Annotated in this window: 14 protein-coding genes; 3 read left to right on the top strand and 11 right to left on the bottom strand. The window is 65.7% G+C overall.

Annotated features, from left to right (window positions below; all coding sequences use genetic code 11):
• Positions 1-97 precede the first annotated feature (97 nt).
• Positions 98-3,787: an AsmA family protein gene (locus ACVIW0_RS09695; RefSeq protein WP_461352113.1), complete on the bottom strand. Its 3,690-nt coding sequence runs from the start codon at positions 3,785-3,787 to the stop codon at positions 98-100.
• Positions 3,788-3,987: 200 nt separating this feature from the next.
• Positions 3,988-5,220 carry a cytochrome P450 gene (locus ACVIW0_RS09690; protein ID WP_461352112.1) on the bottom strand — a complete coding sequence of 411 codons (1,233 nt, stop codon included), beginning with the start codon at positions 5,218-5,220 and terminating at the stop codon, positions 3,988-3,990.
• Positions 5,221-5,409: 189 nt separating this feature from the next.
• Here ACVIW0_RS09690 and ACVIW0_RS09685 point away from each other — a divergent pair, with 189 nt between their 5' ends.
• The gene (locus tag ACVIW0_RS09685; RefSeq protein ID WP_461352111.1) at positions 5,410-6,024 is read left to right on the top strand and encodes a TetR/AcrR family transcriptional regulator; all 615 of its coding nucleotides are present in this window, start codon (positions 5,410-5,412) and stop codon (positions 6,022-6,024) included.
• Positions 6,025-6,127: 103 nt separating this feature from the next.
• On the opposite strand, the gene ACVIW0_RS09680 is transcribed toward ACVIW0_RS09685, so the two are convergent.
• Positions 6,128-7,420, bottom strand: coding sequence for an MFS transporter (locus ACVIW0_RS09680; RefSeq protein ID WP_461352110.1), 1,293 nt, complete (start codon positions 7,418-7,420; stop codon positions 6,128-6,130).
• Positions 7,421-7,624: 204 nt separating this feature from the next.
• On the opposite strand from ACVIW0_RS09680, the gene ACVIW0_RS09675 reads away from it, so the two are divergent.
• On the top strand, positions 7,625-8,101 hold the full coding sequence (locus tag ACVIW0_RS09675) for a hypothetical protein (RefSeq protein ID WP_461352109.1): 477 nt from the start codon (positions 7,625-7,627) through the stop codon (positions 8,099-8,101).
• Between the two features lie 15 nt (positions 8,102-8,116).
• Positions 8,117-8,788, top strand: a complete 672-nt coding sequence (locus tag ACVIW0_RS09670) for a methyltransferase domain-containing protein (protein ID WP_461352108.1) — start codon at positions 8,117-8,119, stop codon at positions 8,786-8,788.
• Here ACVIW0_RS09670 and ACVIW0_RS09665 read toward each other — a convergent pair.
• From ACVIW0_RS09665 to ACVIW0_RS09630, 8 genes are all read right to left on the bottom strand, one after another.
• A complete protein-coding gene (locus tag ACVIW0_RS09665) occupies positions 8,709-11,840 on the bottom strand; it encodes an ATP-binding protein (protein WP_461352107.1) in 3,132 nt (1,043 codons plus the stop codon). The genes ACVIW0_RS09670 and ACVIW0_RS09665 overlap by 80 nt on opposite strands.
• 158 nt (positions 11,841-11,998) lie before the next feature.
• Positions 11,999-12,745, bottom strand: coding sequence for an ABC transporter ATP-binding protein (locus ACVIW0_RS09660; RefSeq protein WP_461352106.1), 747 nt, complete (start codon positions 12,743-12,745; stop codon positions 11,999-12,001).
• Positions 12,726-14,525 (bottom strand): branched-chain amino acid ABC transporter ATP-binding protein/permease, encoded by a 1,800-nt coding sequence (locus tag ACVIW0_RS09655; RefSeq protein WP_461352105.1) that lies wholly within the window; start codon positions 14,523-14,525, stop codon positions 12,726-12,728. The genes ACVIW0_RS09660 and ACVIW0_RS09655 overlap by 20 nt, the downstream gene beginning before the upstream one ends.
• Positions 14,525-15,382, bottom strand: a complete 858-nt coding sequence (locus tag ACVIW0_RS09650) for a branched-chain amino acid ABC transporter permease (protein WP_461352104.1) — start codon at positions 15,380-15,382, stop codon at positions 14,525-14,527. Before ACVIW0_RS09650 ends, ACVIW0_RS09655 begins: the two co-directional genes overlap by 1 nt.
• A 19-nt stretch (positions 15,383-15,401) precedes the next feature.
• On the bottom strand, positions 15,402-16,598 hold the full coding sequence (locus ACVIW0_RS09645) for an ABC transporter substrate-binding protein (RefSeq protein WP_461352103.1): 1,197 nt from the start codon (positions 16,596-16,598) through the stop codon (positions 15,402-15,404).
• 162 nt (positions 16,599-16,760) lie between these two features.
• Positions 16,761-17,738 carry an NAD(P)-dependent oxidoreductase gene (locus ACVIW0_RS09640; protein WP_461352102.1) on the bottom strand — a complete coding sequence of 326 codons (978 nt, stop codon included), beginning with the start codon at positions 17,736-17,738 and terminating at the stop codon, positions 16,761-16,763.
• A gap of 12 nt (positions 17,739-17,750) precedes the next feature.
• Complete coding sequence (locus tag ACVIW0_RS09635; protein WP_461352101.1) at positions 17,751-19,607, bottom strand: TRAP transporter large permease; 1,857 nt, start codon at positions 19,605-19,607, stop codon at positions 17,751-17,753.
• 9 nt (positions 19,608-19,616) lie between these two features.
• Positions 19,617-20,648, bottom strand: a complete 1,032-nt coding sequence (locus ACVIW0_RS09630) for a TRAP transporter substrate-binding protein (RefSeq protein WP_461352100.1) — start codon at positions 20,646-20,648, stop codon at positions 19,617-19,619.
• Positions 20,649-20,774 lie beyond the last annotated feature (126 nt).

The raw sequence follows: 20,774 nt of genomic DNA, 5'->3' as shown, positions 1-20,774 counted from the left end.
CAACCCCTCACCCGATTTGCTGCGCAAATCGACCTCTCCCAAGGGAGAGGTGAACTTTCGACGCCGTTGCAGCTCAACCTAATCTCATCATCATGCCCTAGTTTTGCATGGCCGGCCGCGGCGGCGGATTGGCGACCTGCGGCGTCAGCGACAGCGGCGGTCGCAGCGGCCTCGGCCTGGCCGCGCCGGGCGCCGGCTTGACTTCGATCGGCGGCGGCAACGGCGCCACCTGGGGCTCGCTCGCAATCGGCGCCGGCGACACGACGGCAGGCGTTGTGGCGACCGGCGGGACGATCGGCGGCCGCGGTGCCACGATCTTCGGCTTCGGAGGGACGCGGCGCGGGTCGGGGCCGGGTGCCGGCAGATTGGCGGAAGGCACTCCCGCCGAATTTGAGCCGGCCGCATCAGGCGCCGGCTCGCCGCGCTCGATCGCGTCAAGCCGCCTGGTCTCTCGGTCGATCGCGCGCACCGCAAGCCATGACGACAACGCTGCGATGTCGATGCTGCGCGACAGCCCGTCGGGCGTGCCCACGGCGAGCAGCTGGATTTCCGGGCGGCTGTTGGCGTTACCAACCTGCGTCGATGCCAGTGCCGCGCGGATGTCGGCCTGATCGGCCGGAATGTCATAGCCGCCGGACAGGATGGCGTTGGCGCCGTTCGCTGCAAGCGTGGTGGCCGCAACACGGATGCGGCCGTCGCGGATGCTGAAGGGAATTTGCGCCGAAGCGATCGACAGCCCGCCGGCAGCGAGCGCCGCTTCGACGATCTGCCTCAACCTGATGTCGTCGGTCGCCTGACCGGAATCGCTGGCGCGGATCGCGACGTCGAACGCGCGCGGATCGAGACCCGGGAGGCTCAGTTCCTCCAGCGTCACCGTGCCGCTCCCGGACATCGCACCGGTCAACGCCGCGGCACTACGGCCCTGCGTCAATAGCGTCATCTGCATCGAGGCGCGTCCCTTGGGCATCGCGAGACTGCGATAGCGCAGCGCCGACGCGTCGACGCCCGACAGCTGCACATTGGCGTTCAGCGCAAGTCCGTTGACGCCCTGCCGCGCATCGATCGAGGCGCTCGCCTCGCCGCCGCCGATCTTGCCCTTGATGCCTTCGAAGGTCAGCGCCTGCCCGTCCGACTTGATCGTGCCGCTGACCGGCTGCAGCTCGGTGCCGCCCGGCAGCAGGCCGTGCAGCGCTTCGAACGTGACCTTGCCGCGCCAGGCGCTGGTGAGCCCGGCGCCGAGCGGCTCCGTCGCATCGTGGCCGGCCGCGCCGATCGCGGCTGCGAAAATCGGCGCCAGCGAGATCTGATCAAGGCCGATTTCGCCGTCGATGCTTTTCTGATCGGCGAGCGTCAGCGCCAGACGGCCACGCAGCCGCGAGCCGGCGACGATGCTGTCGAGATCCTCGAAGGTCAGCCGATCGCCCGCGAGCGCCACCTTCGACGACAGGCGGATGTTTGCCGCCGGATCCGATGATTTCAGATTGAGCAGCGGACTGATGTCGGCACTGCGGACGCGGAGGCTGACGCTCGATTTGCTTTCATTCGCCGCATCCTTGGTCCCGTCCTTGCTCCGATCCTTGGACCAAGGCTCCGCGCTCCCCTCCGCATCCGCGTCGAGCCCGGCGCCCCACAGCCGCGCTTTCAGCCGCAACGGCGCCTGCCATGCGCCGCTCACGCTACCCTCGAGTTGCGTCGCCCCCGCACCGGCGGCGACCACGCGGTCAAGCCCGAGCAGCGCCAGCAACGCACGGCCCTCGCCGGCCGAGACTTTCGCTTCCGCAGTCACCTCGTTGCGCCGGAGTGCATCGATATCCAGCGCACGGATCGCAGCCACCTGCGGCGTTGCCGAGATCACCGTATTGCCCTTGAGCTGCGGCGTGTCGAGATCAAGCGTCGCGCGCGCGCTGACCCGATCGGCGGCCTTGCCCTTGCCGAGGTCGAGCGCGAGCCTGGCGCGGACCGGGCCGGCATCGGCGCGGAGCACACCAAGCCGCGCGGCAAGCGCCGGCGCGAACGGCTGAACGAGCGCGACAAGCCGGCCAAGCGAGGCAGCACCCGCGTCGAGCGCGAACTTGCCGGTCGAATTGGCGCGATCGAAATTGCCGCTGCCGTCAAGCGTGACATTGTCGGGCTGACCGATCTTCACGCGCTCGAGCGCGATGCTCTTCGGGCCGTAGGTGATCTTCGCCAGCAGCGGCCGCAATTCCTGTCCCGAGGAGATCGCGCGCCCGATGTCGAGCGACAGCTGCGCCTCGTCGGGCCATTCGGCCTGCGGACCGGCCAGCGAACGGATCAAGGCAGCGGTCGCATCGAGATCGAGCCGCTCCGCCTTCAACTGGGCTTCGACCCTGGAGCCGTTCGCGGCCTCGCGATGGGTGACCGCGACGCGGCCCTCGAGCGTGCCGCTCTCGATCTCCGCCTTCATCGCATCGATCGAAAAGCCTGATGGCGACACCGTAACATCGCCGCGCAGCCGCAGCGGCTTCTGGCTGCGATAGGTGATATCGCTCCGCCCCTGCAGCCAGCTCATCAACGCATCGGGATCGGACGATTCGACGTTGAGCGCGGTCTTGAAGCTGTTCGAGACCCCGGCTTGCGCGCTGGCGCCGCTCATCGAGACCCGCGTCGATCCCGGCGCGCGAAACTCCAGCCGGCGCACGGTCCACGATTTGGCATCCGATTGCAGCTCGGCCGAGATGTCCTGCAACGGGCGCCCGCCGAGCATGATCTGCTCGGACGTCAGCTCCATCTGTGCCGGAATCGGGCTTTGCGGCAGGCCCGACAATACCGCGCGCAGCGCCGGCAGCACGCGCACCGGCTCGACACTGCCGTTGTTGCTATCTTTGGCCGCGAACCTGTCACCGTCGAGTTGCCGCGCCGTGAGCGAGGCTCGCAGCAGCGGCGATGCGCCGAACCGGAGATCGCCATTGCCCCCGAACTTCAGCGCGCGATCCTCGGTGCCGTAGCTCACCTCGATCTGGTCGAGACGTGCCGCCGAATAGTCCGATTTCACTTTGGCCGCGATCCGCCAGGGCGCCATGTCGCTGCCGCCGCGCTGGCCAGCTGTCCCCGCCAGCGTCACGGTCCCCTCGAAGCGCGGCGCGCGGGCCTCGAAGGTCAGGATGCCGTCGAGATCGGCCGATACCGGCCGCTGCCCGGGATCGATGTTGACGTGCAGGCGGGTGCCGCTGCCATCGGCGCTTTGCCCCGACGAGATCCGAAACGGATAGCGGTTGCCGTCGAACATGAAGTTGCCGTCGCCACGGACCGCGCCGGCCAGCGAGCGGACGTCGCCGCTGAAGGCGATGTCATTGAGCTCGAGCGTGCTGCGGCTCGCGGCATCGTGCAGCGCCACGCGGCCGGTCAGATTGAGCCGGTCGATCGCCAGCGAGGCCAGGTTGAAGCTGCCGCTCGGCGCCGACCAGTCGACCCGACCCTTCGGATCGAGCCCGAGATCGAGCGACACGCCGTTGACGGTGAGTTCATTGGCGCGCACCTCGCCGCGCATCAGCGAGCTCAGGCTGAACTCGACATCGAGACTGGCGGCCCGGACCTTGCCGAGGTCCTTGGTGCCACCGACGGTGACCGTCTTCAACCGTAGCGAGGGTGCCGGGAGCAGACGCGCGTCGAGATTGCCGGCGACCCGCACCGGCGCGCCGATGATCTTGGACGCTTCCTCCTCGAACTGCGGCCTGAACTGGTTCCAGTCAACGAAATACGGACCGACCAGCGCGGCCACCAATGCAAGAATGAACGCGATTGCCAGGCCGAGCAGCGTCGTCTGCACGGTGTCTCCCTTTGAGCCCGCTCCGCGGCAGCCTCCTTATGCTGAACCCTTTGCCAACCCTTGGCCGGAGCAACCCAAATATAGAGACAAGTATGGCGAAGTCACAGCGGCTTTACCGCTACAACGTTAATGGGACGGCGGTTTTCCGCTCAAGCGTGCGTGCGCCAGCTTCACGGCAGGGCCGCCGCCCGGCGGGAACGTCACCAGCTCGCCGGCAGCCGCTTCAGCCCGCGCAGCACGAAGGTCGGCCGCCACTCCGGATTTTCCGCGTCATCGAGCCGCAGGTCGGGGATCCGCCGCAGCAGCGTCGAGATCGCGATTTCGGCCTCGATCCGCGCCAACTGGGCACCGAGGCAGAAATGGATGCCGCCGCCGAACGACAGCGGCTTCACGTTCGGGCGCTGGATGTCGAGCTTTTCGGGATGGTCGGGATAGACCGCCGGATCGTGATTGGCCGAGCCGAGCAGGCACAGCACGCTTTCGCCCTTCGGGATGCGCTTGCCGCCGAGATCCTCGATGTCCTCCAATGCGACGCGGCCGGTCAGCTGCACCGAGGAATCGTAGCGCAGGAACTCCTCGATCGCATTGGTGATCAGGCCGGGATTGGCCTTCAGCAGCGCGAGCTGGTCCGGGTTGCGGAACAGCGCGAGCAGGCCGTTGCCGATCAGGTTCACGGTGGTCTCGTGGCCGGCGCCGAACAGCAGGATGATGTTGCCGGTGAGCTCCTCATTGGTGAGCTTCTGGCCGTCCTCCTCGGCCTGCACCAGCTGGGTGGTGAGGTCGTCACCGGGCTGCTTGCGCCGCAGCTCGAACAGCTGATGGAAATACATCGCCGCCATCGCGTTGGCGGCGTTGCCCTGCTTGATCTCCTCCGCCGACAGCGGCACCGGCTCGAGAATGCGGCCACCATCGCGCGAGCCGTTGTAGAAGGCCTCGCGGTGCTCCTCCGGGATACCGAGCATATCGCAGATGATCGTGACCGGCAGGCGAAACGCGAAGTCCTCGATCAGGTCCATCCGACCTTGCGGAATGATGCGGTCGAGCGTCTCGTCGACGACCTGCTGGATGCGCGGACGCATGTCCTCGACCCGGCGCGCAGTGAAGGCCTTGACGACAAGGCCGCGCAAACGGGTGTGGTCCGGCGGATCCTGCTGCAGCATCCAGTGACTCATGCTGCGGAACACCGGCTCGTCCATGATCTTCGGACCGTAGCGACGGATCGTGCGCTCGACATAATCCTTGCCGAACCGCTTGTCGCGCAGCACGAGGTTCGCCTCGGCGTGCCGGCTGGCGACGAAGGCGCCGTGCGCATTGACGTGCATCGGGTCGAGGCGGCGCAACCGCTCATAATACGGATAGGGATTGCGAATGAATTCGGGCGCCAGTGGATTGAAAAGCGGCTCGCCGCTTGCCGGCTGAACTTGCTCGTTCATGGTGACCTCGCTGGCTCGTCGCACCGGTGCCTTGGACCCTGGCGCGCCTTGGTGTCATCCTCAAAGACCGCACCATCAGGAATGCGGCCGTTCTCGTTTCATCGAGTCTCGTTTCATCGAGTGCTCGTTTCACTGAGCGCAACTCGATACACCATTGTATTGAGTTGCATTGTGCCCTAAACTGCGCCGATGTCAAGGGTTCGAACCAGACCGACACGCGACGACACCTGCGAGAAGCTGTTCGAGGCGGCGGCGCGGGTGTTCGAGGAACAGGGCATCGGCGGCGCCAGCATCGAGGCGATCGCGGCCGCTGCGGGCTTCAGCCGCGGCGCCTTCTATTCGAACTTCAAGAGCAAGGACGAGTTGATCTTCGCGATGCTCGAGGATCACGTCGAGCAATCGATCCGGCGATGTCTCGACCTGCTGGCCCAGCACCAGAACCTTGCCGATTTCATCGAGGCACTGCGGACGATGGATCGCAGCCGGCAGGATCCGCTCGGCCGCTCCCCGCTCCTGCACATGGAGATGATCCTGTTTGTCGCACGCGCGGAAAAGCGGCGGCCCGAACTGGCAAAACGGCTGCGCGCGCGGCGCAAGCTGATCACAGATATCGTCGCGACCACCGGGAAGAATGGCGGCCGGAACGGCGCGCTCAACCCGGAATGGACTGGTGCAATCGTGCTGGCGCTGGAGGACGGTTTCCGGCTGCACCGGCTGATCGATCCGGAAACCACGCCGGCGGACAGCTTCCTGCGCGCGATCACCGACCTGCAGCGCGCGATCGGTGTTTCCTCCGCGCGCTAGAGCGTTTTCGAGCGAAGTGGCTACCGGTTCGCGTGAAGAAAACGCGTCGAACAAGAATCTAGAGCCCCGTTCCGATTCCATCGGAACGGAAAGGGCTCCAGGTTCAGGCTGCGCTCGCGATCTTGTGCATCTGTCCGGCGACCGCGCGAACCTTGCGGGGCGAAGCTTGCCAGATCGCGAATGCCGACAGCAGGCTGACGGCGATCCCGAGCAGGAACGCGCTGGTATAGCTGCCCGAGACATCATAGAGTTGGCCGGTGATCCACGGCCCGGCGGCACCGCCGGCGAGCGCAGCCAGCATCACGGTGCCGAAAATGCTGCCATAGTGCCTGCCCTGGAATATCTCGAGCACCACCGGCCCCATCACGGATGTCAGGCCATAGCCGAGCGCGCCCTGAGTGAAGACCATCAGATAGACCAACGTCATGCTCGGCCAGTATTTCAGCGCAGCCAGCGCGGCAAAACAGATCACGAAGCCGAAGCAGGAGATCGCCCACACCCATTCGCGGCCGATGCGATCGGAGAGATGACCGAGCCAGATCTGGCCGGGAATGCCGAGCAGGCTGACGACGCCAAGCGCCCAGACGCCGACATTGGAGCTGAAGCCGATGTCGAGCAGAAACTTGGTCTGGTGCACCTGGACCGCATACCAGATGTACAGGCCGCAGAAATAGCCGATCGCGATCCACCAGAACCGCGCGGTGCGCAGCGCTCGCGGCAGCGTCCAGTCGGTGCCGGCCCACGCCGGATCGACGATGTTCGACGCCGGCCTGGCCGACGTCGCCGCCAGCACGGCATCGCCGTCCGGCTGCAGCCCAATGTCTTCGGGCCGCTTGTGCAGCAGCAGGTTGATCGGCGCCAGCACGACCAGCACCACGATTCCCATCGCGGTGCAGGCGGTGCGCCAGCCGGTGTGCTCGATCATGTGCTGCACCCATGGCAGCAGCGTCACCGAGCCGATGCCGACGCCGGCGAAGGCGAGCCCGATCGCAAGGCCACGGCGGCGGAGGAACCAGTTCGGCACGAACAACGATTGCCCGGAATAGCCGAGGCAGACGCTGCCGGCGCCGACCAGCACGCCGATGGTAAGATAGAGGTGCCAGGGCTGGGTGGTCAGCGGCGCCAGCAGCAGGCCCGAGCCCATCAGGAGCACGCCAAGCTCCATCACCGCACGCGGCCCGCCGCGGTCCATCAGCCGCCCGATCAGCGGGCTTGCGATCGCCGAGGCGACAAAGCCGAACGAGAATGCGCCCGCCGTGACCCCGCGCTCCCAGCCGAACTCGGAGATGATCGGGGGATAGAACAGCGAGAACGCCGTGCGCGCGTTGACGCCGATCGCCATGGTGACAAAGGTCACCGCGACGATGATCCAGCCGTAGAAGAAGGGGAGTCGCATGGAGGCACTGTCGAATGGGATGGACAAGAAGTCGACCGGACGGGACGGCTCACGAAAAGCGCAGGCTTTGCATCATGCACGGCCAACTCTGTGAAGCAATTCATAGACAGCGGCGCAAACTGGTGATTGTACCATCAGCCAATCCGCCCACAGCTAGCCGGGAGCTGGGAAGCGGGTTATCATGGTGTTTTCAGGAGGAATACAATGGGCGGGTTGGTTGCCGACAGATACGTTCCCGATCTTTTGCAGCAGATGAAGTCCCGATTTATTGCAGAAGCCCTGGACGAAATGGTCCAGTTTCAAAAGGAGTTCAAGGTCTTCTCGCCGCAACGCACGCTGCGGATGTCGTTTGGGCTCCTCAATATTGCGCCCGTTGGCGAAGCGGATCGCGACGGGTTTTTCCGGTATCTCAATCTGCTGAAGAAGACCGGCGCGTCGGTCGACGGCAAAGCAACGACGCTGAATGGACACGACCAGGTCATCGCGTCGCTGCAGGCCAATCTCGAAAGCCGCAAGCCGTTGCCGGTGCACTTCACCTCGCACCCGGCGGAGTCTCCGAAAGGTATCGTGAAGGTGACTTCAGGCGATCGCGTCCTGAGCTATTCCCCACTGGTTTTTCTGACGATCTCGATGCCGACGATCGCGGCCGGCCGCCCCAAGGCCGGCGCGCGCAAGAAGTGATCTGAAACTTGGGCGATGCCCGAGCCGCACGCCAAGGTTCGCGATTACTATTCCAGAACGCTGGAGCGCCATGGCCCGACCCCGCTCGGGGTCGATTGGCCGAACGTGCTCTCGCAATATCTGCGCTTCGTGCAGCTCCTGAAGCTATGCGATTTCGGGCGGCCGTTCAGCCTAAACGATTTCGGCTGCGGCTACGGCGCGCTGCTGGAATTCCTGGCGACGCGGCATGGCGATGCCGAAGTGACCTATCGGGGCATCGACATTTCGCCGGCGATGATCGCTGCCGCCCGCGCCCGCTGGGCCGGCAACCCGCAGGCCACCTTCACCGAAGGGTCGCAGTGCGGCGCAGTCGCCGACTATTCGCTTGCGAGCGGGATATTCAACGTCCGGCTCGGTCATCCCGTCGCGGCATGGGAAGCCTATGTCGGGGCGATCCTCGCCGATCTTGCGGCCAGCAGCCGGATCGGCTTCGCCGTCAACTTCATGCTCCCGCGTGACGACGCCCGCGCTGAGGCCGGGCTTTATCGGACCGCGCCGGAGCGCTGGATTGGGTTTTGCAAGCGATTAGGCCGCGTCGAGGTGGTCACCGACTACGGCATGCGTGAATTCACGCTTCTTGTCCGCAGGACGACGACTGCACGACCGGAAACAGCCGCTCGTAGGGTGAGGCGCCGGTCTCCTCGATGAGAAGCCGAGCGCGCGCAAGCACCTCGGTCAACCGGTACTGCGGATAGCGCAAGCTGTCCGCATTGACCACATGCGCAAGAACCAGCGTCGAACGGCATTCGGCGAGGCGCGCCCGCCGCTCCCGCGCGACCGCGATCCCCTGTTCAGCCACGCTGAGCGCCGCGGCCAGATTGTTACTTTTCAGATGAATCTCGGCAAGGAATGCCAGCATGTCGCTTTCATATTCGAGTCCGGCGAAAGCCTCCCGCGCGAGCCGAATCGCCGATTCAAGCATCTGGATCGCCGCAGCGTGATCCCCCGCCAGCGACAGCGCCAGTCCGCGGCAAACGCTCGCATACACCGCGACATAGGGCGTGTCGCTTCTCCTGGTGATCTCGTCGATACGCAGGCTGTGAAAATCGGCAAGCTTTTCGTCCTGCGTCAGCCAGGCCATTTCGACTCCGGCATGATGCGGAATGAACAAGACCGCCGGATCGGGATGGCCGCTCTCACTGGCGACCAGTTTGGCGATGCTCGCCCGCGCAACGTCGAAACTGCCCGTCCGCACCAGCAGGCGCGCGTGCAGGCTCTCAACCCAACGCTCCACATCGAAGCCGAGCGGCGCTTGGTGGGACCTATCAATGCTTGTGATATGGCTGAGCGCGGATTCCGCGGCCGCGATCGCTTCCCGCAGTTTCCCGGCGTAGCCATAGGCCTGGCACAGAAGCGCGTGCAGGATGGTCCTGATGCTCGGGTCTTCGCAGACCTCGATCGCGTGCAGCAACTGCGCAACATATTCGTCCGCCGAGCCCGTACCGGCGGAGACCCGGCCAAAGGCGGCGAGGATCAGAACCTCCCACAGCGAGTCCTTGAGGTCTCGTGCGGCAACCAACGCCTCCTGGAAGAACGGAGTAGCCTCTTCGGTGCTGATGCCTTCGCGCCAGCCAAGGATCAAGACGTGGCCGGATGCGCGCATGCGCAGCTGGTCGGTTTCCGGCGAGCGCGGCAGCGATTGCAGCAACAGCCGAACCTTGAGCCACGACTTCATCCCCAGCCGCGAATTGGTCGTACCGATCCAGCTCGCCGAACGAGCCAGATAGTTGGCCGCTGACACGAAATCCTTGGCAGATTCGAAATGATAGGCGATCAAATCGGCATATTCGCCGAGCTGGTTATGGTGGAAGCGCTCGAGCGCATGCGCCACCGCCCGATGCAACTCGACGCGACGGGTGCGCAACTGCATCGCATAGGCGACTTCCTGGATCAGCGGATGCCGGAATGCATAACGATCATGCTCGATCTCGCTGCTGATCTCCTGGATCAGTTCAACCTGCGACAATCGGTCGAGAATGGCAACGAGATCGACGTGCTTGCTGCGCGTCACTTCGGCAAGCACAGAGAGAGGAAACTCCCGCCCGATCGTGGCGCCAACCAGCAGCACCTCCTTGTCCCCCGGCGCGAGGCGGTCGATGCGTGCACCAATCACGGTCTGCACCGTCGCAGGCAGGGTCTCGGGCGATGCTTGCCCGGACATCTCGTATTCGCCGGGCCGGCCGGTCAGGTTCGAACTGTCTATCAGCGAACGGACCAACTCCTCCGCAAAGAACGGATTGCCGCCGCTTCGTTCGACAATGCGCTCGGAAATTGCGGCGGTGGACGGATGATCGCCGATCATGTCCATGATCAGCGCAGAGACATCCTCGCTACGCAATTCGTCGAGCCGGATTTCGTGGAACCCCGGTCCCTCCTGCCACGGCGCCCGATAGGTCGGCCGGTACGTCAGAATGATCAACGCCCGGCTGACATGCGCGACATTCACCAGCGCCGAGACGAACTCGATGCTCGCTTCGTCCAGCCAGTGAATGTCCTCGATGATGATCACCGACGGCGTGCGCGTGCCGTCGCGCACGAGGCTTGCAACGAGATTGACCAGCCGCGTGTGCCGCGACCGTGGATCCATCGCAGGCACCGGGGACCGCGGGTCGCGAATACCGAGAAAATCGCTCAGCACCGCCACATCGTCCATCAAATGCGGGACCGAGGACTCGATCCGCGCCGCGACCTTGCCGCGCGCCGTCTCCGCATCGTCGCTCGAGGCGATCCGGAAGAAGTTGCGGAAGAATTCCAGCAGCGGCTGCAGCGGGCCGGCATGGTCGTAGGGCGATGCGCGTGCCTCCTGCACCGGTACCAGACGCTCCTTGACGCTGCGGGCAAATTCGAAGCACAGACGGCTCTTGCCAAGGCCCGGCGGCGCCGAAATTCCGATCACCTTGCCGGCGCCCTGCTCGGCTCCGGCAAACGCCTCCCGCAGGATGGCGAGCTCGGCATCGCGGCCCCGATAGGTGCCGACCACGGCATCCCGGAACGGCGCACGCGACGGCTTCATTCCGACCAGCCGGTAGACGCCGATCTGCCGCGGGAATCCCTTGACGTCCTGGTGGCCCAGGGCACGCGCATCGCAAGATGCCTGCACCAGCTTGAACGTCGACTCCGTGACGCAGATATCGCCCGGCTGGGCCATATGCTCGAGCCGGCTCGCCAGATGCACGGCGGCGCCATAGACCCCCTGCTCCCTGGTGAACCTGTCCGGCACGCCCGCGACGATCTCGCCGGAATGGATGCCGACGCGCAGCACGATGCCGTTGTCCCGCGACGTCTGGACCATGGTCAGCGCCGCCTGGCAGGCACGGAGGGCATGGTCTTCCTGGGCGTGCGGAACGCCGAAGATCACCATCAACCCGTCGCCCATGCTGCGCATGATGGTGCCGTCGAACTGCCGGACGGCGTTGCCCATCCGCGCCAGAGCAGGCGGCAGACGATCCAGCGCAAGCTCGGGATCATTGTCCCCGATCAACTCGGTGGAGCCGACGATATCGGCAAACATCACGGTGACGACCTTGCGTTCGCCGACCGGCTGGAACTGGTCCAGGCGCTCGCCGCAGGCACCGCAGAACCGTGCGGTCTCGAGATTTGGATGCTCGCAACTCAGACAGACGGCGGTAAAGCTGAGGCGGCACGACCGGCAGACGCCATCTTCTTCCAGGGTGTCGGTCTGACAGGCCGGGCACAGCATTCACACCACCTTCCCGATACCCTGTCCGTTGGCTGGCTCCAGCGCATCCTAGCACAATCGGGAGGGCCTCCGCACGAGGCCCCATGAAGCCAGAATCGGCGCCGAGCGCCAAGCCTTACCTTTACCAAACCGTTAAGCGGGGCGGCGATATGGCGGCCTCAGGCGCCCAGGGCGTGGCTCTCGTGGCCGAAATAGGCGCGTTCGAGCCGGTGCGGCAGGTCGTCCTCGGCGGTCGGCGCCTCCAGCGCGATTGCCCCCTGCACCAGGGCATAGACCCGATCGGCCGAGGCCAGCGCCTTTTCCAGCAATTGCTCAACCAGCAGTACGGACGTGCCCTGCTGGCGCAACCGGCCGATCACATTGAGGACGCGATCGACCAGCACCGGGGAAAGCCCCGCCGAGGGCTCGTCGAGCATCAGGAGCCGTGGACGGCGGACCAGGCCCTGCGCCACCGTCAGCATCTGCTGCTGCCCGCCCGACAGCGCGCCGCCGCGCTCATGCCGCTTCTCGGCGATCTCGGGAAAGAACGACAACGCCTCTTCGATGCGCCCGGCGCGCTCGGCGCGCGGCAGGTCGTAGCCGGCGAGCAGCAGATTGTCGGTGACCGAGATTTGCGTGAACACCCGATGGCCCTCGATTACATGCACGAGCCCGGCGCGCGCGGCATCGCGCGGCGTGGCGTTGGTCATGTCGCGGCCGCCGAACCGGACCTGCCCCGCAGTGACCGGCAACAGTCCCGACATCGCCCGCAGCAGCGTGGTCTTGCCGGCGCCGTTGGGACCGAGCAGCGCGACCACCTCGCCGGCGCCAATCGTCAGGTCGATGCCGTGCAGCACGCGGATCTTGCCGTAGCCGGATTCCAGCGCGGTCACTTCAAGGAGGGGTTCAGCCGCCGAGGTAAGCACTGACGACCTCCTTGTGGACCCGGATCTCCGCCGGCGTTCCCGCCGCCAGCGTGCGGCCGAGATTGAGCACGGTGACCTGGTGGCAGATGTCGAAGATCAAATCAGCATGGTGCTCGACCAGCAGCACGCCGGTGCCGCGGCCGCAGATCGCCTTGATCAGGGTGGCGAGCCGCTCGATCTCCTCATTGGAGAGGCCGGCGGCGGGCTCGTCGAGCAGCAGGAAGTCCGGATCGAGCATCAGGGCGCGCGCGATCTCGATGAAGCGCAGCTCGCTGTGCTGCAGCCGATCGGCGCGCACGTCGGCGAGCGCCTGGAGGCCGACGACGCCGAGCAGCGCGCGCGCCTTCGCGGCCAGCATGCGCTCGTCGGCGCCGTTGCGCGGCAGCGCCAGCATCGCCTCGACAAAATTGGCCCTGCCCTCGATCGAGCCGCCGATCATGACGTTCTCCAGCACCGAGGCTTCGCCGATCACGCGGGGCGTCTGGAAGGTGCGGGCGATGCCGCTGGCGGCGCGCTTGACCGGCTGGCCCGCGGGCAATGTCGCGGCGCCGAGCGTCATGGTGCCGGCCTTCGCGGCGTAATAGCCCGAGATCACGTTCAGCGTGGTGGTCTTGCCGCTGCCGTTCGGGCCGATCAAGCCGTGGATCTGGCCGGGCGCAACGTCAAGATCGAGGCCGTCGATCGCCTTCACATTGCCGAAGCTGAGCGCGATGCCGCGCAGCTGCAACGTCTTGCCGCCGTCGCGCCGGCGCACAATGTCGGAGAGCGCGGCCGGACGCGGCACGATGGCGCGGTTGCTGGCGAGCGGACGGCGGTTGCGGAAATCGAGCAGCGCCGCGATCCCACCGGGCATCACCAGCACGATCAGGAGCAGCAGCACCGCGTAGAGAAAGGTCGACCATGCCGCCAGCGGCGCCGCGATCTCCGGCAGGATGGTCAGGATGACGGTACCGAGCATCGGCCCCAGGATCGAACCGCGGCCGCCGATCAGGATCGCGATGAAGAACAGCACCGACAGATCGAAGGTGAAGGCGTCGGGCGTGATGTAGGTCTGCAACGTCGCGAACAAGCCGCCGGCGATCGCCGCCAGCGCACCGGCGAACAGGAAGATCGCGATCAGCATGTTCGGCTTGGAGATGCCGCTGGCCTCAGCCGCGACCTCGGCGTCGCGCACCGCGATCAACGCGCGGCCGAACCGGCTGCGCGCGATGTTGGCGCTCATCCAGGTCGTCAACGCGGCAACGCCGATGCAGAGGCCGTAAAACCCCCACGGCGTGTTGAACGGCGCCGGGAATTCCGGACCTGATATGCCGATCCCGCCGCCGGTCACGCTCTGCCAGGCCAGCGCGATCTGGGTCACGATGGTCGCAAAGCCCAAGGTCGACATCGCGAAGTAGAAGGTGCGCAGGCGCAAGGCCGGCAGGCCGACGATCACGCCGAAGATCGCGCCGACGAAGCCCGCAATCGGCAGGGCGGCAAACACCGGCATCGCCGGCATCACATTGCCGGCGACCAGCACGCTGGTCGTGTAGGCGCCAAGCGTCAGCAGCGCGACATAGCCGATCGCAAGATGGCCGGCGAAGCCGACCACCAGATTGAGGCCGGACACCAGCACCCAGTAGATCGCGGCGCGGGTGCCGATCAGCACCCAGTAATCATTGCTGACGAAGGGCAGCAGCACGGCGGCTGCGAGAATGCCGAGGAACGGCAGGAGATGCGGCAGCGCGGCGCGCCATGCGCCGCTGTCGGTCCGGGGCGGAGCGGCGGCGACCGAGCTCATCACACCCTCCGCGCGGTCGAGGCGCCGAACAGTCCCTGGGGAGCCGCGAGCAGCACCACGATGAACAGCGTGAACACCGCGACCGAGGAGAAGATGCCGCCGACCAGGAAGTTCGCCGCCTGCTGGAACAGGCCGAGCGCGAGCCCGCCGATGATCGCGCCGCGGTTGTTGCCGAGCCCGCCCAGCGCCACCGGCACGAAGCCGTAGAAGTTGAGCAGCGCGCCGTTGGCAAAGAAGGCGAGCAGCAACTGCCCGCCGGAAAATCCGGCGATGCCGCCGACCACGCCGGCCAGCGCGTAGCTTGCGACCCGCAGATTGCGCTCCGGCAGGCCGAGCGCCCGCGCCGCGAAATTGTCCTCCGCGATGGCGAGGAAGGCGCGTCCGACCAGGGTGCGGCGGTAGAGATATTCGAGGCCGATGATGGTGACGGCGCAGGCCGCGACCGGCAGCCAGAATTTTTCATCCAGCACGCCGTCACCCAGGCCCACGATGCGCGGGAAAGGCTGCGGCTCGGTGCCCCATTTGATCGCAGTGACCTGCTGGATCATCAGCGCGACCGCCAAGGTCGAGAGCACGTAGAGATGCTGGTCGAGGCTCTTGAGCACCGGCCGCACCGCGACGAATTCGGTGACGATGCCGATCACCGCGCAGCAAGCGAGCGTCAGCACGAAGCCGACGGCGACCGGCAGGCCGAGCTTCAGCGTGAACATCGAGCCGAACACGCCGCCCAGCATCGCCAGCTGGCCGGCGGTGAAGCTCATCACCCGCGAAGTCGAGAACATCGTGTTGTAGGTGACGCCGACCAGCGCGTAGATCGCGCCCGCCGCGAGACCGGATGCAAGGATCGAGGCCAGCATCGGCTGCGTCCCTACCCTTTTACGTGTATCCCGGCGCCAGCGCGAAGGTGCCGTTCTTCGCGGTCGAGGATTCCGACATCACGATCTCTTCGGTCAGGTAACCGTTATGCTCGGTCGGCGAGAAGCGATAATTGCCGAAATAGCCGGGATAGGTCGACAGCGAATTCCAGTACTTGATGATCCCGGCGCTGTCGGTCGAGCCGCTCTCCGCAACCGCCTTGGCGATCAGCTCGATGCAGTCGATGCCGCCTGCGACCCACCACAACAGCGTATCGTTCAGCGCGATATTGGCCTTGGTCAGCCGCGCGACCAAATCCTCGCTCTTCGGCGGCAATTTGCCGGCGCTGTCATAGCTGCAGCTCTTGTAGCCGATCGCATAGACCTTCTTCCAGTTCTCCGGTTTTGCCACCAGGCTCGCAAGCTCGCCCGACGCCATCGAGGGATGGCCGACGAAGGGCACGTCCCAGTTCATCGCGGCGCGAGTGTTGAACATGCGCGCCTCCATGCCGGTCGAGACGCTCCACACCACGATCGCCTCGGCGCCGGCGTTCTTGGCGCGCAGCATGTCCGGCGTCATGTCGGGCTGCGTGGAGTCGATATTGGCCTGATACACAACTTCAGCGCCGTCCTTCTTGAATGCCGCGACCGAGGCACCGACCGCGGTGACGCCGTAGCCGGTGGTGTCGCCGATCACGGCGACCTTCTTCACCTTGAGGATCTTGAGACAATAGTTGCGCACCGCATCGTCCCATTGATTGTTCGACGGCGCGATGCGGAACGCATTGGGGAACTTGACCGGATCGATCAGGGTCTCGACGACGCAAGGGTGCAGATCCGGCATCTTGGCGCGCGCCATGATCGGCGTCGTCGCCAGCGCCTCGCCGGAATTCAGCGGCCCCCAGATCGCGTGAACCTTGGCCTGGCTGATCAACTCCTGCGTGGCGTTCACCGCCTTGGTCGGATCGCCCTGGGTGTCGCGCATCACAAGCTCGATCTTGCGGCCCTTCACGCCGCCCGCGCCGTTGATGGCGTCGACTGCGAAATTGACGCCGCGGTTGAAGCCGACGGTCGGCGCCGAGCTCGGCCCGGTGATCGCCGCGAGACAGCCGATCTTGATCGGTTCCGATTGCGCGATAGCTGGGGCGGGGAAGGAGAATGATGCAGCACCCAGTGCGCCGGCGCTGCCCAATAAAACGTCACGGCGTGAGATGGCCATGTGATGCACTCCCTGTTTCCCTCTCGGCGCCCGTCGTTTGCTGCGGGACGTCCGTTGATTGCTTATCCGCGCGCTCTTTGGCCGCGGTTTGACGGTTCAAGTTTGGGCTGGATGTGAAGGTCTTGTCCAGCCCTTCCGACGGCATTGGGATCAGCCGAACTTTCATGGCCGCCGCGTCCAGTGCGCGGCATTGACCGCGCCGACGGGGATCTCACCAGCGACGATCTTTTCGACCTGGCGCACGGTCTCCGACGATTGATGCTCGATGGCTTGTGGCGTCAGGCCGCCGACATGCGGCGTTGCGATGACATTGCCGAGCTTGGCGAGCTCAGGCGTAGGCATCTGGTCCGGGGCGCGGCCGACATCCAATGCGGCGCCGTCAATCCGGCCATCGCGCAGCGCGGCCGCAAGCGCCGCCTCGTCGACCAGATTGCCGCGCGACAGGTTGATGAAGAACGCGTGCCTCTGCATCCGCGCCAGCGCCGCCTGCCCGATCAGGTTCTCGGTCTCTGTATTGGCGATTGCGAGGCAAACGACATAGTCCGCGCGCGCCAGCAGATCATCGAGCGGCACGTGTGCGATCGCGGCATCATCGATCGTGACGAAGGGATCTGCGACCAGCACGTTCATGCCGAGCACTTTTGCGATCCTGGCCAGATAGCGCCCGATGCTGCCGTAGCCGATGATGCCGATCGTGCTTCCCGCAAGCTGCCGGCCCATCACGACCTCGGGCGCCCTGCCCGCGTGATAGTCGGCGGTCGCCCGCGAAACGCCGCGCGACAGATCGACCATGAAGCCGAGCGCGAGCTCGGCAACCGACTGGACGAAGCCGGCGCTGGCCTGCGTCACCAGCACGCCGGCGGCCGATGCGGCAGCCACGTCGATGTTGCGGATATCGACCGCGCAGCGCACGAACGCTCGGAGTTTTGGCAGAAGCGGGAATATCTCACCGGGACCCTGCGTCATGCGATCGGCGACGATGATGTCGACGTCGGCCGCGACTTTGACCAGCGCAGCCGCGTCGAGCGCGTCGTCACCTTCGTGCAGCTTGACAGCGGCGATCGCGCGCAGGCCCTTCAGGCTGCGCTCGCCGTAATAGTCGCGGCGCATTTGCGGCGTATGGGCCAGCAGCACCTTCACGCGTCTACTCCCCTAATAGCCGAGCGCATGCGGCAGGGCCGTGCTGATCGCGGGCACGAACGCAATCACCAGCAGGCACAGCAGCAGCAGGCCGAGATAGCCTGCGATCGGCTTGATGGTCTGCTCGATCGGCACATTGCCGATCAGGCAGGCGCCATAGAGCCCGAGTCCAAGCGGCGGGGCAAACAGCCCGAGCCCCATCGCGATCACAAGCACGACGCCGAAATGCAGGGGGTCGATCCCGAGCTTGACGGCAACCGGCAGCAGCAGCGGGCCGAAGATGATCAGAGCCGCGGCGCCTTCGAGCACCGAGCCCATCACCACCAGCACCAGGATCGAGAGCAGCATGAACAGCCAGACGCCGTGGCTGCCCGAGATCGCCAGCATGAGTTCGCCGACCGCGTGCGGCACCTGCTGCAAGGTCAGGATGAAGGCGAGCGACTGCGCCGCGGCAACGATGAACAGCACCAGCCCGGAGCGAACGGCCGATTGCACGAAGCAGTGCGCGAGGCTCCTCGCGCCGAGCTCGCGGAAAAGTAGGCTGCCGACGGCGATGGCATAGACCGCGGCAAACGCCGAGATCTCGGTCGCGGTGGCAAAGCCGCTCTTGAAGCCGAAGAAGATCATGAAGATCAGCCCGAACGAGGCGATCGCGCCGGTCCACAGGCCAGATACCGCCGCGCGCGGCTCGGCTTCCGCGTTCGCGGCCGGACGCCTGCCGAAGATGATCGACACCGCGATCAGCGCCAGCGCCATCAGCACGGCCGGCAGTATGCCGGCGACGAACAGCCCGCCGATCGAGAGATTGGCGACGAAGCCGAGGATGATCAAATTGATGCAGGGTGGAATGGTCTCAGCCATGACAGCGGACGCTGCGAGCAGCGCCACCGCGCCGCCCGGATTCTGCCGCGAGCGGCGCGCCGCCGGGATCAGAACCGAGCCGACCGCGGCGACATCGGCCATCTTCGAGCCTGAGATGCCCGAGAACAGCACCATCGACATCACCATCACGACGTTGAGCCCGCCGCGCATCCGCCCGACCGCGAGCTGCAAGAGCTCGATCAGCCGGACCGACATGCCGTTCGCTCCCATCAGATAGCCGACCAGGATGAAGAACGGGATCGCCAGCAACACGAAATTGTCGATGCCGCGCGCCATTTGCTGGGCGAAGATCACGCCGGGCAGCGTGCCCTCGACCCAGATGAAGATCAGCGCCGCCAGCGCCAGCGCAAAGCCGATCGGCAGTCCGCCGAACAGCGTGAGGAAGAAGCCGATCAGCATCAACACCTGCGATGACGGCAACGACGACGGCGCGAATGCATCCCACGCGAGATAAAGACCGACGATGACGGCGGTCGCGACGATGCCGGCCGCCAAGTCGCGCAGCGGCCGGCCGCAGAACGTCTCGAACGCGAACACCGTCATGAAGGCCGCACCGATACCCATCGGATAGAACGTCCACTCCAGCGGCAGGCCGGAGCCGGAGGTCTGGCCGGTGGTCAGCCAGCCCATCTTGATGGCGTTGAACGCGACGGTGGCCGCAATGACGGTAACGAGCAGCGCCCCAACCGCGTCGACGACCCGCCGCACGCCCGGCGGCAGCATGTCGATGAAGAAGGCGACGCCGAGATTCTCGCTGCGCGCCAGCGCGCTCGCAGCCCCAAAGAAGCTCGACCCGACCATCAGCCCGCGGGCGACGTCGTCCGACCACTCGACAGGCGCGTTGAACAGAAATCGCGCCAGCACCGAGACAGAGACCACCACCAAATCGGCGGCGAGCAGGATCGCGGCGATCGCATCACTGAGCGTGAGCAGCGGCGCGGTGATCCGGTCGGTGTTGCTTCTCGTCGCGACTGCGGCGACTGACATGCGCCGACCTCAGGCCTGGGTGGCGCGGATCAGATCGACGACGGCCTTGGCCTCAGGCCGCGCCTTGATGAAATTGTCGGTCTGCGGCAGCACGCGCTTGCGGAACGCCTCCTTGTCGCATTCGACCACTGTGACGCCCTTCTCGGCCAGCGACGCCAGCGCCTCCTTCTCCACCGCGAGGCCGTGGGTGCGGGTGTCGGCCGCGGCCTTCTTCGCGGCATCGAGGAAGCCCTCGCGCAGCTTGGGATCCATGCGATTGAACGTTGTATCGCTGAAATAGACCGCGAGCGGCGAGAAGATGTGCTGGGTCAGCGCGTAGTTCTTCGAGGTCTCGTAGAACTTGCTGGCGAGGATGGTCGGCGGATCGTGCTCGAGACCGTCGAGCACGCCCGCCTGCAGCGCCGTATAGATCTCGCCGAACGCCAGCGGCGTTGCCGCAGCGCCCATCAGGCGCAGGCATTCGGTGATGATCGGATTGGGCAGCGTGCGGATCTTCAGGCCGGCGAGATCGTCCGGAGTCTTCACCGGCTTCTTCGACAGCACGCTGCGCGCGCCGAAATTGTAGGCCCAGGCGATGATGCGGATATTGCCGCCCTTGAGCAGCGCATCCTCGATCGGCTTGGCGGCACCGGCGTCGAACGCCTTGGTTTGCTGCTGGAAGCTGGCAAAGAGGTAGCCGAGGTCGAAGGTGCCGACCAGCGGCACGAGGTTCGCCGAGATCGATGAGCCCGACACCATCAGGTCGATGACCCCGAGCTTCACCGAGTTGATGACGTCGATCTCCTGGCCGAGCTGGTTGTCGGGGAAGAACGTGACCTCGATCTGCTCGCCGAGCCCGTTGGCCTTCAGGCTCTTGACCAGATTGTCGTAGTAGACGCGGCCATTGGCGTATTTGGGATCGTTCGGAAGCGACGACGAGCACCGCATCTTCATGGTCGCCGCCTCGGCGCGGCCGATGATGGCAGGCGCGGCGGCAAGCCACGCCGCGGCAGTGACCGACGACTGCAACAGAATACGGCGACTTGGGCGCGTCGATCTCATGGCGGTGCTCCTCCCCAGGAACGGATCGTCATTATCTCGGCCGCCCGGCGGTCGGTGCCAGCTTGGCAGCGCTTTTGTCATAATGTATGACAAAACCAACATGGTTGCGCAAGAGCGCGGCGCGTC

The organism is Bradyrhizobium sp. USDA 4454 (genome assembly GCF_054822705.1).
This window is presented reverse-complemented; position numbering and strand designations above follow the sequence as displayed.